A 16,631-nucleotide genomic window follows, 5' to 3' on the forward strand; every position below is an offset into this window, starting at 1 on the left:
TTTTCGCAAGTAATAGTTTCAACTCTGAATATTTATTTTTCTACGCTGTTGTTTTTGATTTTACTGCTGCATATTATTGAGAAAAATTACAGGAATTCTACAACAAGCAAGGCAGTTCTAAGCTTTGCGCGGGTACCTTCTGCAATTAAATAATCACTTCCCAAATCAGTTGCAATGCTGGAGCGGTAAGTATAACTGACATTCCTTTAACAGACTTAGCAGGGAGCTTTCATGTTGCGCCGATGGCACAACACAAATTTGGACGCTCAAAAAATAATTCCGCACCTGGTGCCGTGGCGGAGCTATGCCCAGAATATTACCATTACCATAATTAATTTATCATCTACCTTTATTTACTTTTATTCACTTACTCACAATGAGAAAACTTTTATTACTGAGTTTTGTGATGGTGCTCACCCTGCTACAGCAGGCGTACGCCCAAAGCAAGACCGTGTCTGGTACGGTTACCGATCAGGTCACATCACAAGTGCTGCCAGGAGTGGCGGTAATTGTGAAGGGTACTTCTGTGGGCACAACCACAGGCTTAGATGGAACTTACTCCATTGAAGTGCCCGCAAGCGGAACAACGTTGGTTTTCCGCTTCATTGGTTACAAAACAGTAGAGCGCGAAATCGGAAATGCCGCTGCAATTAACATTGCCATGGGCGAAGACGAGAAACAGCTACAGGAAGTGGTGGTAGTGGCCTACGGTACAGCCGACAAAGGATCCTTTACCGGTTCTGCCGCACAATTAGGAGCGAAAGAATTAGCCAACAGACCTGTTACGAACGTGGTGAACGCTATTGCCGGCCAGGCAGCAGGTGTTCAGACAAACGCGGGAAGTGGCCAGCCGGGTTCTGCCCCGGATATCCGTATCCGCGGTATTGGTTCTATCAACTCTTCCAGCGATCCGCTTTACGTAGTAGATGGCTCGCCTTACACGGGCAGCATCGCAAACCTGAACATGGACGACGTGGAGAGCATCTCCATTCTTAAGGATGCCTCCTCTACAGCACTTTATGGAGCAAGAGCCACAAACGGTGTGGTGATGATCACAACTAAAAAAGGTAAGAAGGGCAGCAACAAGGTTAACTTCAGAATGTCACAGGGCTTAAGCGACCGAGGCATTAATGAGTATGACCGTGTAGATGCCTACGAGTACTACCCACTGGTGTGGGAAGCCCGCCGAAACAGTTTAGTGAACGCAGCAACTCCTTATTCTATGGAGGACGCCAACCAGATTGCATCCGGTTTGAAAACTCTGCGTGATGGTAAGGACGGCAGTGTTAAAGGAATATTGGGATACAACCCGTTCAACGTGGCTGACAATGCCATTGTGGGTGTTGATGGAAAGATAAACCCTGAGGCGAAACTGCGTTACGATGACGTGGATTGGTTTGAGCCCCTGCAGCGCAAAGGCACCCGCAGCGACTATGGCTTGAGCTACAGTGGCGGCTCTGACAAGAGCGACTATTACGTATCGCTTGGCTACCTGAAGGAGCAAGGCTATGTAATTAAGTCTGACTATGAGCGCTTCACGGGCCGTGTAAATGTAAACACGCAGGCCACCGATTGGCTGAGAACAGGTTTCAACGTGTCTGGTACGCTCACTGAGTCAAACCAGGCCAACACTGGCTCAAGCGCGAGCTATGTGAACCCGTTCAACTTTGCCCGTAACATGGGACCAATCTATCCGGTGTATGCACACGACCCGGCCACAGGTGCCTTGATTCTGGATGAAAACGGAAACAAAATCTACGACTACGGTAATATGTCTGAACTTGGCCTGTTGAGCCGTGGAAGCAGCGCCAGCGTTGGACGCCATATCGTTGCTGAAACCATGTGGAACGACAACCTGTTCAACCGCAACGTAATGAGCGCGAGAACTTTTGCGGAAGTAACTTTCCTGAAGGACTTCAAATTCACGACAAGCATCAGCGCTGACGTATCTAACTACCTGGGCGAAGAGTACAACAACAACAAAGTTGGTGACGGTGCGCCGGCCGGCCGTTCAAACCGCACAAGTACATCTTCTTTGACCTACACGGCAAACCAGTTGTTGAACTACTCTAAAACTTTCAACAACAGGCACTTTGTAGAGGCTTTGGTAGGACATGAGAACTACGCCTTTAATTATAAGTACCTGTACGGCATGCGCCAGGGCCTGATTGTGGAGGGCAACTCTGAACTGGGTAACTTTACAACCACAAACAGCCTTGATTCCCGCACAGACCGCCATACAATAGAAAGCTACCTGTCTCGCGTGAACTATACATTTGATGACAAGTATACCGTTTCCGGCTCATTCCGTCGTGATGGCTCTTCCAGGTTCCACAAAGACGTTAGATGGGGTGATTTCTGGTCAGTAGGTGCTTCCTGGCGCCTGGACCGCGAGACTTTCATTACAATGCCAGCGTTTGTTGACATGCTGAAACTGAGAGGCTCTTATGGCCAGGTAGGCAACGAGGCCCTGTTGAACGGTGGCGCAGACCGATACTACGGCTACCAGGCTCTGTATGGTCTTGGGTACAACAACGCGGGCGAGCCGGGCTTCCTGCAGGAAACACTTGCAAGCAATGACCTGACATGGGAATCAAACAACAGCTATGACATCGGAGTTGAGTTTGACCTGTTCAGCAGAATATCAGGCAGTGTAGAATACTTCAACAGAGAATCTGAAAACCTATTGTTCCAGGTGCCTCTTCCGCTTTCCAGCGGTGTGTTAACAAGATGGGACAATATCGGTACCATGGCGAACACTGGTTTCGAAGTGCAATTGTCTACAGACGTAGTGAAAGCGAAAGACTTCACATGGAATGTGAACCTGAACGGCGCTACTTACAAGAACGAACTGAAGAAGCTGCCACAGGAAGAAATGATTACCGGCACAAAGAAGTACATGGTTGGCAAGTCGGTTTATGACTACTGGCTGCGTGACTGGTACGGTGTGGACACTGAAACCGGAGCAGGCCTTTTTGTAGCAGACAAGTGGGTGGAAGGCAAAACAAAGGTGCTGGCCAACGGCGACTCTGTAACGACAGAAGCGAACAACGCCAGATTCCACTATGCAGGTTCTGCTATTCCTGATTTCGCTGGTGGTATCACCAATACGTTCACGTACAAAGGACTTTCGCTTTCCGTGTTGCTGACGTACCAGGTGGGTGGCAAAGTGTACGATGCCACATATGCAAGCTTGATGAACGGTGGAACACAGGGTGGCGCCCTGCACCAGGATATCCTGAACCGCTGGCAGAACCCTGGCGACGTGACAAACGTGCCAAGAATGGATCTTTCTGCTGCAACGCAGTCAAATGCCCAGTCTGACCGCTGGTTGATTGATGCTTCTTACCTGAACATCAGATCCGTAAACCTGAACTATGCCATTCCTTCTGAAATCTCTTCAAAAGTATTCATGAAGAACGCCAGCGTGTTTGCATCCGGTGAGAACTTAGGCATCTACTCCAAGCGCAGCGGGATGAACGTGAATCAGTCTTACTCAGGTGTTACTTCTAACGCTTACATCCCTTCCAGGATTTACACTGTTGGTTTGAACGTTACCCTTTAATTTTTAGAAATGAAAAAAGTATTATATAGTTCGCTTGCTACCTGCATGTTGCTGTTCAGCTCCTGCGAAAAAGAGTACCTGGAGGTGCAGCCAACGGATGCAGTTTCAGAGCAGATTGTGTTTACTACTACCGCCAACGCATGGGCAGCATTAAATGGCATACACAGAGCCATGTTCATGCAGTACAGTAACCAGGACCAGGCAGGCCACGGGTCAGTAATGATCAACATGGACATGCTGGGCGAAGACCTAGTGATGACGGCCGCTGGTAACGGATGGTTCAACGCAGCTTACCAGTGGCAAACGCACCGCAACGCTACCGCTGGTACTGTATACTTCACCTACAGGCTTTACTACAAGCTAATCGCTAACGCGAACATGATCATTGCCAACATAGACAAGGTGGATGGTCCTGCCGCTGATAAGGCTGCTATAAAAGGCCAGGCATTGGCCTACAGAGCCTGGGCACACCACCAACTGGTGCAGATCTTTGCAGAGCGTTACGATGCCTCGAAGGGTACAAACAACCAACTTGGTGTTCCTGTCATGACCTCCAACACGATAGAGGGACAACCGCGTGCCACTGTTCAGGACGTGTATGCCCAAATTGTTAAGGACATCGATGAGGCCATCACCCTCTTACCAGAGGGACGTAATGCCAAGTCGCACTTTAACATCCAGGTTGCGAAGGGTATCAAGGCACGCGTGGCCCTGACGATGCAGGATTGGGCAACTGCGGCTAAGTTTGCAAATGAAGCCAGAACAGGCATCAGTCTGATGAGCAGAGCAGACTACATGGCAGGTTTCAACAACGTCACAAACAGAGAATGGATGTGGGGCTCTGACCAGATTGCTGACCAGACCACCTATTTTTACTCATTCTTTGCCTACATGTCGCCTAACTTTAGCTCTACTAACATTAGAACTAACCCTAAAGCAATAAACAGCCAGCTGTACGCGAAGATAGCAGACACGGATGTGCGAAAGCAGATGTGGGACCCGACACCTACGGCGGTGAAAGACGCAGACGGCAAAACGACAGGGTTTGATGTGAACGGGTATATCATTCCGTCCAACTTCTCTGCCAGGCCATACATGAACAGAAAGTTTCTGGCAGATGGTGGCGCCAGCAGTATTGGTGACGTGCCGTACATGAGAGCCGCGGAAATGTACCTGATCGAGGCAGAGGCTTTGGCGCGCCAGGCAAAGTATGTTGATGCAGCGCTTGTGCTGACGACACTGGTGCAGAGCCGTGATGCAGCCTACGTGCCTGTGGAGCTGACAGGGCAGGAGCTTATTGAGGAGATACTGGTGCAGCGTCGCATTGAGCTATGGGGAGAGGGTTTCCGCTTCCTGGACCTGAAGCGCACAAACAGCCCGCTAAACAGGAATGGCGCTAACCACTCGGCCACACTTACCAACAACTTGTTTGACATGCCGGCAGGAGATAAGCAGTGGCAGTGGCTGATACCACAGGATGAGCTTAACGCCAATAAAAACCCGGGCATGGTGCAGAACCCACTGTAATGTCCATCCATCATAAAAAAAGCCCGCCCGTCTTCTGACGGGCGGGCTTTTTTTATGATGGTAGATTTGCTGCCAGTGAGCCATGGCGGCAGGTCAGTGGCAGCTATCGCTAAACCGCAAGACGAAATTTTTAGTGCAAAAAAAATTAAAAAAACATTATGCTTTCTTGTGCTGAAATGTCCGGCTCCGGAAGCGTTGAGTTGCTTGAATCAAGTTGTGCATACGTGCTGTGTTGCCCCTTGTACAAGCTTGATAAACAGTTTATTGTTGTAGCCCCTTTTTGTACCTGTGCTAACAAATAGCAAAGGATTGTAGCGGTTTGGTTTTAAAAGGGACAGTATAAAATACTGCTTTTGAATGTTTTAACACTAATAATTATTATTTGGACCTATTGCTTTTGAGTTTGCATCTGCATATTATTGGTAATAAATACAGAAGATACGAGAAGAAATGCAGTTGTGCGTCCGGGTTCAAAAGCCGTTTTTGATAGATAACAGTTTTCGTTTACCAGTTAAGGCATGTTGTACGCGCCGTCACAAACCCATACTTTCTAATTACTTAAAGGGGTGCTTAAATTTACCTGCTTTGCAGCTAGGTATAGTCCGATAAGACCCGCTCCGGAAAAGCAGCTAACGAGGTCATGCCAGCCTTGCATAATCGCTAAAAACGCTCAAGTTCTTTCCAATTATAATTCACCTAAATTCTAACAACAAATGAGAAAATTATTACTAGTAAGTTTTGTGATGGTGCTTACGCTGCTGCAGCAGGCGTATGCCCAAAGCAGAACGGTGTCTGGTACGGTTACTGACCAGAGCACATCACAAGGGCTGCCTGGCGTGGCAGTACTGGTGAAAGGAACCACAGTGGGTACCACCACTGGTGTTGACGGATCTTATACTCTTAATGTACCAGCTGATGGAAACACGCTGGTTTTTCGCTTTATTGGCTACCAGACAGTAGAGCGCGCAATTGGTAATGCAAGTTCAATAAATGTATCACTGCCGATAGACACTAAGCAACTAAGCGAGGTGGTAGTGACGGCTTTCGGTATAGAGAAAGAGGAGAAAGCGCTTAGCTACTCTGTACAGCAGCTGGATGCCGAGCAAATCACACGTGTGAACCAGCCAAACGTTACTAACGCCATTCAGGGTAAGGTAGCGGGCGTAATCGTTCGCCAGTCTAGTGGCTTGCCAGGCTCTTCCTCTACTATCACTATCCGTGGTAACCGCTCTTTCACAGGCAACAACCAGCCGCTTTACGTGGTAGACGGTATGCCTATTGAAAGTAATGCTTCATTCGCGGGCGGTGTAAGTGGAACAGACGCTTCATCCCGTGCACTGGACATTAACCCGAACGACATTGAGTCTATCTCGGTACTTAAAGGCGGTGCTGCTGCTGCACTTTATGGTGTTCGCGCCTCAAACGGTGTAGTGGTAATCACAACCAAGAAAGGCAGAGGCCTGGGCGACAGAAAAGGTGCAACAGTTACATTCAACACTGATTATTCTATTGACCAGGTATCCGTTACACCGGACCTGCAGAGCACGTATTCTCAGGGATCTGGCGGTGCTTTCAACGGAACAACCTCACTATCCTGGGGTCCGAAAATCAGCTCATTGGGCGATATCACTGACCCTGCTGGCAATGTAGTGCCAGGCAACAGAGTGTTTGATAACGTAGAGCCTTTCTTCCAGACTGGCCACACAGCCACTAATGGCATCACAGTAGCCAACAGCGGCGAACTTGGCAACTATGCCGTTTCCCTGGGCTACACAGACCAGGAAGGTATTGTACCTACAACTGGCATGGAGCGCTTCAACGCAAAGGTTGGCGGCGATTTCAAACTTAATCCTAAGTTCACACTGGGTGTAAGCGCTAACTTCGCTGACACGCACGTAGACAAGGTGCCAGGTGGATCTAACCTGTCAAACCCGCTCTTCACATTGTATGCTGCTCCTAGAAACTTCGACCTGTGGGGACTTCCTTTTGCGGATCCAAACAACCCTTTCAAGCAGATCAACTACCGTGGTGCTATCGACAACCCAAGATGGTCATTGGCCAACAACAAGTTTTACGAAGACACACGCCGTTTCATCGGAAGCGCGAGTTTGAACTACAAGCCTTTGGAGTGGTTAGGAATCAACTACAGACTGGGTAACGATTTCTTCATCACGGATGGTAAGGAAGTATACGAACTGGGTTCTGGCTTCACGGGCGGTAGATCAGCTACGCCTTCTGGCGGTCAGATCAACGACTATGCTTTCCAGCAAAACCAGGTGAACTCAAACATCTCTGCCAATATTAACAGAGACGTAACTGAAGACCTGAACGTAAACCTGCTGGTTGGTAGCGAATTGTACGAGATCAACTCCCGTCTGCTGAACAACGTGGGTCAGGGTATTGGTATCGGTGGCCTTCGTAACATCGGTAACACGACAGTACAGACCACGTCTGAGACAATGTCAAGCAGAAGAACAGTAGGTTTCTACTCTAACCTGGAATTGGGTTATAAAGACTACCTGTTCCTGAACGCTTCTGCCCGCCAGGATTATGTTTCTAACCTTGCCCCAGGCAACCGTGCATTCTTCTACCCATCCGTAGGTGCTGGCTTCGTATTCACAGATGCTTTTGGAATCGATAACAACATCCTGGATTTCGGTAAAATCAGAGCTTCTTACGCGGAAGTTGGACAGGCCCCGGAAACTGCCTTCATCACAAAGAACGTGTTTGTGGCAGGTGGTGCCGGATCAGGTTTCTTAACGGACGGTATCTCATTCCCATTCAATGGTTTGAACGGACGTACACTTAGCAACACGCTGAACTCTCCGCTTCTTAAGCCGCAGAACACCAAAACAGTTGAAGTAGGTGGTGATTTCAGGTTCTTCAACAACCGCTTTACATTGGACTATACGTACTACGTGCAGACGACGACAGACCAGATATTTGCAGTTCCGTTGGCACCGTCAGCAGGTTTTACTTCAGAGTTTAGAAACGCTGGTAAGTTAGAGACAAAAGGCCATGAACTGATTGCCACAATCATTCCTGTGAAGACAGATGCTTTCGAATGGTCATTGACTACTAACTTCTCTTCCTATAAGAACGAGGTGTTAGAACTGGCTGAAGGTGTGGATAATATCTTCCTGGGTGGTTTCGTTACACCAAATATCAGAGCTGAGGCAGGTGGTGCTTATCCTATTATTTTTGGCTCGTCTTTTGTAAGAGATGATGCAGGTAACGTGGTAGTAGACAGCAGAGCAACGTTGGCGAATGGTAGTGCCAACCCATACTACGGTATGCCGCTTGTAGGCCCTGAAACAAACATCGGTAACGTACAGCCTGACTTTGAATTCACCTTCACAAACGGGTTCACTTTCAAAGGACTTAACCTGACAGCACAGTTAGACTGGAGAAAAGGCGGTAACATGTATGCTGGTAACACGCGACTGCTGAAGCTTTACGGTATGGCAGCATTAACTGAAGACCGTGAGTCAGCTTATGTTTACCCTGGTTCTAAAGGCTTCCTGGACGGTGACGGTAACCTGGTGCTGGAAGGCAACAACGATATCGAAATCGTGCGTGGCCAGACGTTCTGGAGCAACAGAATGGATGCCATCACAGAGTCTAACGTGTACTCTACCTCTTTTGTGAGATTGAGAGAAGTAGCTCTTAGCTACTCACTGCCAGCTACGTTGCTTTCTGCAACACCGGTACGCAATGCATCAATCTTCGTAACAGGCCGCAACCTGTTCCTGGTAACAGATTACCCTAACTTTGACCCAGAGACAAGCGTGGGTGGATCAGGTAACTTCCAGGGTCTGGAGTATGTATCGCTGCCACAGGCCAGAAGCTTCGGTGTTGGTTTGAAAATTGGATTTTAATTGATAAGTAGATAAATCATGAAGACGAATAAATTTCTAAGTTTCCTGCTTGCGACTGGCCTGCTTTTCGGCGCCAGTTCGTGCAGCGATGATGTGCTGGATGAGATTGACACAAACCCTAACTCACCCGAGGATGTGTCGCTTAGCCTGCTGATGCCGCAGGTAACCGTGAACGTGCCAACGGCCGTTACCGGTACGGACCTTGCCTGGTACTCTTCCGTGTACGTACGTCACACAGCGGGTGCCCACGGGCAGCTTCAGGATGCTGACAGACGCTCGAACCAGGAGGCATCCTCGATTGTGAACAACGTGTGGAACAACATCTACGCAGGTGTTCTTCCAGACTTGAACCTGATCATTCAGAAAGGTTCTGAAGGCGGAAGCGAGACGGGAAGCAACATTCACGTGGGTATTGCCAAGGTACTGAAGGCGTACACGCTTTCTGTGGCTACAGATGCGTGGGGTCGTGTACCTTACACTGAAATAGGCCAGGGAAGTGACCTGCGCAAGCCTAAGTTTGATGAGCAGCAGGCTATCTATGCAGGCATTCAGCGCTTGCTGGACGAGGCAATCGCTGATCTTGCAAAAGGAGGCGTAAGCCCAGGCGCATCAGATCTGATCTATGGCGGCGATGCTGCAAAATGGACGAAAGCAGCCTGGTCTTTGAAAGCTAGGTACTACAACCGTCTAAGCAACATTGACCCTGCCGGCTCTGCCACAGCAGCGCTTGATGCCGCTTCTAAAGGCTTTACAAGTGCCGCAGACAACTTTACATTCAACAAGTACACCGCTACTGCCATTGGAGAGCATCCTTGGTTCCAGGAGTCTAACGACCGTGCACACCACGCCGTAAGTGATGCCTTCGTAAGCACGCTTACTACCCTGAGCGATCCACGCCTTCAGGCAATGGTGAAGCCGGTACCTGCCACAGGTGTTATCACTGGTTTTCCGAACGGAGCCCAGGAGAACGACCAGGCAAGCACGAAGTTCTCTGACCCTACGGCCACTGTGTTGAACGCCACTGCTGCTATGCCGTTGATGACGTATGACGAGCTGAAGTTTATCCAGGCTGAGGCAAACCTTAGACTTGGAAACGCGGATGTTGCCTACACAGCTTACAAAGAAGGTATCTCAGCCGCTATGAAGCGCCAGATTGGTGCTACGGATGCTGCTGTTGCCACTTACCTGCTGGATGCTGATCTGCCACAGACGGCAGCTGCACTGCAGGTGCGTGACGTTATACTTCAGAAGTGGATCGCTTTCTGGTTGTTCCAGCCGTTCGAAGCTTATAACGACTGGAGAAGAACAGGTTTCCCTGGCTTCGTTGCAGAGCACCAGATTTCGGCTCCGCCGCTTCGCTTCTCTTACCCTACGAGTGAGATCGCTGCAAACAGCGAAAACATTCCAGACGTGCAGATTTACACGGACGGCGTATGGTGGGATGACGCATCAGAAGATTAATTTTTAATGATTAAATAAAAAAAGGGTCAGGTGTATATCACCTGACCCTTTTTTTATTTAAATAGGTGCTTGAAAATAAAGAGTTAAAGCGCTGTGTTCGCTTTCTAAGATTGCAGCATCAAAACTTACACGGTTATAGTCCGAGCCGGGGCAGTCATCCAGGATCATATCGCAACCGATAACTCTTTTTAAGTTTAGTGCATGCAGTTATTTAAATGAGAGAAGCTATAAAACAACTTTAAAATGAATTTAAAATCCCTGTTTATTTTTCTTTGTACACTCTGTTGCACAGTAGCTGTGCATGGGCAAACCTTCATTGGAGTCAAAGGAGGTATGAACTACAGCAAAGTAAATGGTATCGGCACTGTAAACGGCAGCTATGATTGGGACAGGGGATACCATCTGGGCGTAGCACTTTACACCAACATAGGCGAGGACCTTTTCCTGCAACCAGAACTGCTGTATACTACCCGGGGGTACAATTACACGCGGTACTACAAGAAAGACAAGGCAGTGGCAGGCGACACTGTGCAATTGAACCAGCACACAGAACTTAACTACCTGGACATACCTGTACTTGTGCGACTGCAACTAAGAAAAGTGTACTTTGAGGCGGGCCCGCAGTTTGGCGTCCATCTCAGCGGCAAAAAAGAGAATATGCACATGCTCAACAGGAACGGTGAGATTTCTTACGCACAGTCCAGCCTTGATACGCGTGATTTTGTGGAGCCATTCGATATCGGTTTCATAGCAGGGGTAGGTTATCAGAGCAACACAGGTATCGGGTTGGGGCTACGGTACAACCAGGGCTTTAGAGAAGTGGTGAAACGGGTAAATTGGGAGAAGAACATACTATTGCAGGCGTCTGTTTCTTATATATTCGGCTATAAAAAGTACATGGTCGGCAACAAAAACAGACCTGCTGGCTACGATCTGCAGGATGAATACTATGATCCTGCTAAACCAAGTAAAGCCAAGAAGGCCGGATACAAAATCACCACGAAGCGAAACGTACAGCGCGTGAGCATTGTAAAGATGGGGGAGTCGGCAAGACCTGAGGTGAAGTATGAGTTTAATTCAATGGGTGCCAACACACCGACAAATGTGTTGCTTTCAGGTTCCAGCGGGGAGGAAATAAACACGCCCCTGTTCATGGGTTTCAGGGACATTCAGTTTCCTTTTAAGGGCGTAATCCGTTACACGACCCAGGCAACCGTGGGAATAGGGAGTATCGAGAGTATTTTAGAATTTGAAATAACCGAGCCCGGTATCTGGAGAGTCAACATCATGACTCAATAAGGCCACAGAGGATTAAAAACAAAGAACAGCAATGCTTTTAGCAAACCATAGCGGCTACACCTTAGAAGCTGGCGTAGATGAGGTAGGGCGCGGCTGCCTGGCCGGTCCGGTGGTGGCAGCGGCCGTTATACTTCCTCCAAACTACCAACACCCGCTGCTGAACGATTCTAAAAAGCTGTCGCGGAAGCTGCGGGACCAGTTGCGGGAAGATGTGGTACGCGATGCGGTGGCCTGGGCCATAGGAGAGGCCACGCCACAGGAAATAGACCAGGTCAACATTCTGCAGGCGTCTTACCTGGCCATGCACCGGGCCATCGCGCAATTGTCCAGGGGGCCTGAGTACCTGTTGGTAGATGGCAACCGCTTTAAGCCTTACGGCACGCTACCCTATAGCTGCATTGTGAAGGGAGATGGAAAATACCAATCTATCGCGGCCGCATCCATACTTGCAAAAACTTATCGGGATGAGCTGATGAGCCATTTGGCAGCTGAGTTCAGCCAGTACGGCTGGGAACAGAATGCCGGGTATCCTACCAGGCAACACCGCGCCGGCATAGCGCAGTATGGAATTACTGAGCATCACCGGCAGTCTTTTGCGCTGTTGGCAAAGCAAGCAGCGTTGGGCTGATTATACGTAGAGGGACTTTAAAACAACAAGCCATACTTGCACCGCCTGGTACAAGTATGGCTTGTTGTTATTATTTTAGCTTGATCAGGTCGAGGAAGAGGCTGAAGCTATCCAGGGAAGAATCGCTGCGCTCAAAGCTGTCGAAGGAGAGCGGCTTCACGATATAGCCCGAAACATTAAGCCGTTGTGCGGCCATGCGGTCTGACTCCTCATTGGAGGTAGTCATGATAAAAACGGGAATGTGGCTGAACTCAGGCTCCCGGCGCAGCTCCTCCAGGAATTCCAGACCGTTCATTTTAGGCATGTTAATGTCCAGGAGAATAACGCTTGGTGCCGGTGCTATCTTCTCCACGCCATCGCCACGAAGCATGTTCAGGGCCTCGCGTCCATTACGCGCCTCGTGTATCGGATGGGTAAGACCAATCTTTTTTAGCTCCCGCTCCACATTCATGGTATCCAGGTAGTCGTCTTCTACCAGCAGTATATTTACTTTCTCAGTATTCATTATGTAGAGGTACTTCTTGTCAGTTAATACAAAACTATGAAAAATTTTCCTCTTTACCCGTGTCTTTCGGCCAGGTAAAGGTAAAAGTGGCGCCCTGCCCCGGTTGGGAGGCTACCCAGATGGAGCCGCCCTGCCACTCCACAATCTTCTTTACAATGGCCAGGCCTACTCCCGTACTCTCCACCGCGTCGCGCTCCTGCAGTGTCTGGAAAATGACGAATATCCGCTCGTGGTACGCTGGCTCAATGCCAGGGCCGTCGTCCGCCACCGAGAAAACATGAAAGTCCTCCGTCTCGTGGTGGCGTACCGAAATAACGCCATGGTCCTTGTCGTGGTACTTGATCGCGTTGCTGATTAGGTTGCTGAACACCTGCTGCAGCTGTATACGGATTGTGTGCAGCGTGGGTAAGTCCTCCTGCACATCCAGCACAAAGCCCGGAGGGGGGGAGAGCATGTCTTTTAACTCAACCAGCAGCTGGTTTACGTTCACGGTTTCCTCCACCTGGCTGGTGCGGCCGATGCGGGCAAGAGCTAGGATACCGTTTATCAGGTTCTCCATGCGGTGTACCCGTACCCGCATCAACGTCAGGTACTCCTGCACGTTCTGCGGCAGGTTTTCGCCCATGTCTTCCTCTATCCAGCGCGAGGCTACCTCAATGCCGCGCAGGGGCGCTTTCAGGTCATGCGATACCACATAGGCAAACTGGTCCAATTCCTTGTTCTTGCGGTCGAGCTCGGTGAAGGTCTCATCGATGGTGGTCGACATCCGGTTGAGGGAGTGAGAAAGCTGGCTGAGCTCATCCCGGCTGGTATCTATAATCTGGGTTTTGTAATCGCCCTGCGATACCTGCTCAGCCAGCTTCACCATCTTAATAATGCGGTTGGTAATGAGGCGGGTGATGTAGTAGGCCCAACTAAGGCCTAGTATAACCGACAGAATAGTCAGGATAGTAGATACCTCGCGGGTATTGTCGATACTTTGGCTGAGGTTTTCGCGGCGATCCTCGCGTACTTTATACTCAAACGCGTTAAACTGCTTGAATTTGCTGCGGAGTGAGTCCATGATGATCTTTTCGCCCATGATAAGGCTGTCCAGCTGCGTCTCGTAAGTGTCATCGTTGATTTGTGCGGCATCATTTCGCTTCAACTGGATGAGCGGCTCGGCATAGTTGTCTACAAAACGTTTCTGCAGCGCGTTTATCTCCTCCAATTTTTGAATTTGATCTGATGCGATGGCGATATACTTCTCAGTGGTCTGGAAAAGTCCAGGCAACTGATCTTTGGCCTGGGTGTAGGGCTGCAAAAAGGTTTCGTTGCCGTTCAGCAGAAACCCGCGCAATCCGGACTCCATGTCCGTAATGCTACGCTGCAGGGCGGCAGAGTTCCTAATCACGATCTGCGAACGTGACACCCACTCCGTGTTTTCGATTACGACTTTGGACAGGCGGTAGTTAACGATGGCCACAGCCGTGAAGAGCACCGATATCAGCACAAAACCGGCAAAGAGTTTAACAGAAAGTTTCATGTATCAGGGCGATAGCAACAAATAAGGGTGAAAACAGCTCCAGTGGCTGAAGGAGAGCGGCCGCTATGAGAGCGAAGCCACCCAATGATAGCTAAAATTCAAAGATAAGGTTTTTTCGCCGGCTTTGGGGTAAGCAGTACAGCAGGAAGTAACGATAACCATGTGTGGGTTTGCTATTGGAGTAATCTTTACGAAAATATAGTACTTATGTTATATTTATATTCCTTAGATGTGTTGCAATAATAGGAGGTGATACAGAAGGCTGTAACTTATAGGGGGAGAAGGTGATTAAATTTCGGAAGCCCTTTAAAATTACTTATTTTTGCGCCACACTAGAACCGCTATCCCGAATGGAACTAAAGAAAATTGCTCTGAATGATGTGCACGAGGCGCTTGGCGCTAAGATGGTGCCTTTCGCCGGCTATAACATGCCTGTGCGCTACTCATCCGATATAGAAGAACACAAAACGGTTCGCGAGGCTGTAGGCATTTTCGATGTGTCGCACATGGGCGAGTTTATACTGCGCGGCCCAAAGGCGCTGGACCTCATCCAGCGTGTTACATCTAACGACGCCTCAAAACTGGCTGATAATAAAGTACAGTACTCGTGCCTGCCAAACGAGAACGGCGGCATTGTGGATGACCTGCTGGTATACCGCCTGGCAGAGGAAGAATATATGCTGGTGGTGAATGCCTCGAACATTGACAAGGACTGGAACTGGGTGAGCAAGTATAACACCGAGGGCGTGGAGATGGAAAACATCTCTGATCAAATCTCTCTGTTTGCGGTGCAGGGACCAAAGGCAGCCGAGGCACTGCAGTCGCTCACGCAAATAGACCTGCCGAACATGGTATACTATACCTTCGACAAGGGCGAGTTTGCCGGGGTGCCGGATGTGATTGTTTCGGCTACAGGCTATACCGGAGCCGGTGGCTTTGAAATTTATGTGAAAAACGAGGACGCCCAGAAAGTTTTTGAGGCAATCATGGCGGCAGGCAAGGACTACGGCATCAAGCCGATTGGTTTGGGTGCCCGCGATACGCTGCGCCTCGAGATGGGCTTCTGCCTCTACGGTAACGACATCAACGACACCACCTCTCCGATAGAGGCTGGCCTGGGCTGGGTGACTAAGTTTGACAAAGATTTCACCAATGCTGCCAACCTGAAAGCGCAGAAGGAGCAGGGCATCAGCCGCAAACTGGTTGGGTTCGAGATGGTGGATAAGGCCATTCCGCGCGCGCATTATGAGATCGTAAACGCGGAGGGCGAGAAGATCGGGGAAGTAACCTCCGGCACCATGTCGCCGATGCTGGGCAAAGGTATTGGCCTGGGTTACGTAGCCAAAGATTACAGCAAAACCGGCTCAGAGGTATTTATCCGTGTTCGAAACAAAGACATGAAAGCCGAAGTGGTGAAGCTTCCTTTCTATAAGAAGTAGTTGATCGTTAATCGTTATTCGTTGCTCGGTAGTTATGAATCGAACAGCGAATAACGAGTAACAAAAATCGAATTAAAATGCCAAGTATAGATGTGTGCTTCAGCCCTGAGCTGCTGCACTTGTATGAGCTGAAAGGCAAGGCCGTGGTGGCTGTGGATGTACTAAGGGCCACTTCGACCATGGTAACGGCTTTTGCCGAAGGTGCCGCCACGATCTTCCCTGTGATGGAGTTGGAGGAGTGCCAAAGCTTTGCCGCACGTGGCTGCCTGACCGCCGCCGAGCGGAACGGGATTAAGGCAGAGGGCTTTGACCTGGGCAACTCGCCTTTTGCCTACATGGATGGCAACGTGCAGGGCCGCGAGATCGCGATCACCACAACCAACGGCACGCGTGCCATCCGCCTGTCTGAAGGAGCTGATGAGATTGTAATTGGTGCTTTCCTGAACCTGCAGGCGGTGGCAGATCATTTAGCGGAGCTGGGCTTGGATGTGCTGGTAGTATGCGCTGGCTGGAAAGGGCAGTTTAACCTGGAGGATACCTTGTTTGCCGGAGCCTTGGTAGAGCGCCTGCAGCAGCAGTTCTCCTACGAGCACGACAGTGCCCTTGCGGCTTTATACTTGTACCAGAACGCCAAAGCTGATTTGCTCAGCTTCCTGCGCCAGTCCTCACACGTACGCCGGCTGGAGCACCTCGAGATCTTCAAAGACATCGAATTCTGCCTGCGCCACGACGCCTACAACGTGCTCCCAGTGTGGCGCGAAGACCGACTGGTAGACTTGAGAGTTTTGAAGTTAGAAATTTAAA

At 49.5% G+C, this 16,631-nt stretch carries 10 protein-coding genes; 8 read left to right on the plus strand and 2 right to left on the minus strand.

Annotated features, from left to right (window positions below; translation table 11 throughout):
- Positions 1 to 376: 376 nt before the first annotated feature.
- The 6 genes from A0W33_RS12280 (at position 377) to A0W33_RS12305 (ending at position 12,358) form a co-directional block, all read left to right on the plus strand.
- Positions 377 to 3,565 carry a SusC/RagA family TonB-linked outer membrane protein gene (locus A0W33_RS12280; RefSeq protein ID WP_068838405.1) on the plus strand — a complete coding sequence of 1,063 codons (3,189 nt, stop codon included), beginning with the start codon at positions 377 to 379 and terminating at the stop codon, positions 3,563 to 3,565.
- 9 nt (positions 3,566 to 3,574) lie between these two features.
- Complete coding sequence (locus tag A0W33_RS12285; protein ID WP_068838406.1) at positions 3,575 to 5,092, plus strand: RagB/SusD family nutrient uptake outer membrane protein; 1,518 nt, start codon at positions 3,575 to 3,577, stop codon at positions 5,090 to 5,092.
- Between the two features lie 713 nt (positions 5,093 to 5,805).
- Positions 5,806 to 8,970 carry a SusC/RagA family TonB-linked outer membrane protein gene (locus A0W33_RS12290; RefSeq protein ID WP_068838407.1) on the plus strand — a complete coding sequence of 1,055 codons (3,165 nt, stop codon included), beginning with the start codon at positions 5,806 to 5,808 and terminating at the stop codon, positions 8,968 to 8,970.
- Positions 8,971 to 8,988: 18 nt separating this feature from the next.
- Entirely contained in the window at positions 8,989 to 10,431 is a 1,443-nt protein-coding gene (locus A0W33_RS12295) for a SusD/RagB family nutrient-binding outer membrane lipoprotein (RefSeq protein WP_068838408.1), read from the plus strand.
- A gap of 243 nt (positions 10,432 to 10,674) precedes the next feature.
- The gene (locus A0W33_RS12300) at positions 10,675 to 11,730 is read left to right on the plus strand and encodes a porin family protein (protein ID WP_071890044.1); all 1,056 of its coding nucleotides are present in this window, start codon (positions 10,675 to 10,677) and stop codon (positions 11,728 to 11,730) included.
- A 31-nt stretch (positions 11,731 to 11,761) separates the two neighbouring features.
- Entirely contained in the window at positions 11,762 to 12,358 is a 597-nt protein-coding gene (locus A0W33_RS12305; RefSeq protein ID WP_068838410.1) for a ribonuclease HII, read from the plus strand.
- Positions 12,359 to 12,428: 70 nt separating this feature from the next.
- On the opposite strand, the gene A0W33_RS12310 is transcribed toward A0W33_RS12305, so the two are convergent.
- On the minus strand, positions 12,429 to 12,863 hold the full coding sequence (locus A0W33_RS12310) for a response regulator (RefSeq protein ID WP_068838411.1): 435 nt from the start codon (positions 12,861 to 12,863) through the stop codon (positions 12,429 to 12,431).
- A gap of 34 nt (positions 12,864 to 12,897) precedes the next feature.
- Positions 12,898 to 14,388: a sensor histidine kinase gene (locus tag A0W33_RS12315; protein ID WP_068838412.1), complete on the minus strand. Its 1,491-nt coding sequence runs from the start codon at positions 14,386 to 14,388 to the stop codon at positions 12,898 to 12,900.
- Between the two features lie 350 nt (positions 14,389 to 14,738).
- Here A0W33_RS12315 and gcvT point away from each other — a divergent pair, with 350 nt between their 5' ends.
- The gene (gene gcvT / locus A0W33_RS12320; RefSeq protein ID WP_068838413.1) at positions 14,739 to 15,827 is read left to right on the plus strand and encodes a glycine cleavage system aminomethyltransferase GcvT; all 1,089 of its coding nucleotides are present in this window, start codon (positions 14,739 to 14,741) and stop codon (positions 15,825 to 15,827) included.
- A 77-nt stretch (positions 15,828 to 15,904) separates the two neighbouring features.
- Positions 15,905 to 16,630, plus strand: coding sequence for a 2-phosphosulfolactate phosphatase (locus A0W33_RS12325; RefSeq protein WP_068838414.1), 726 nt, complete (start codon positions 15,905 to 15,907; stop codon positions 16,628 to 16,630).
- Position 16,631 lies beyond the last annotated feature (1 nt).

Source organism: Pontibacter akesuensis (assembly GCF_001611675.1).
Classification (GTDB): domain Bacteria; phylum Bacteroidota; class Bacteroidia; order Cytophagales; family Hymenobacteraceae; genus Pontibacter; species Pontibacter akesuensis.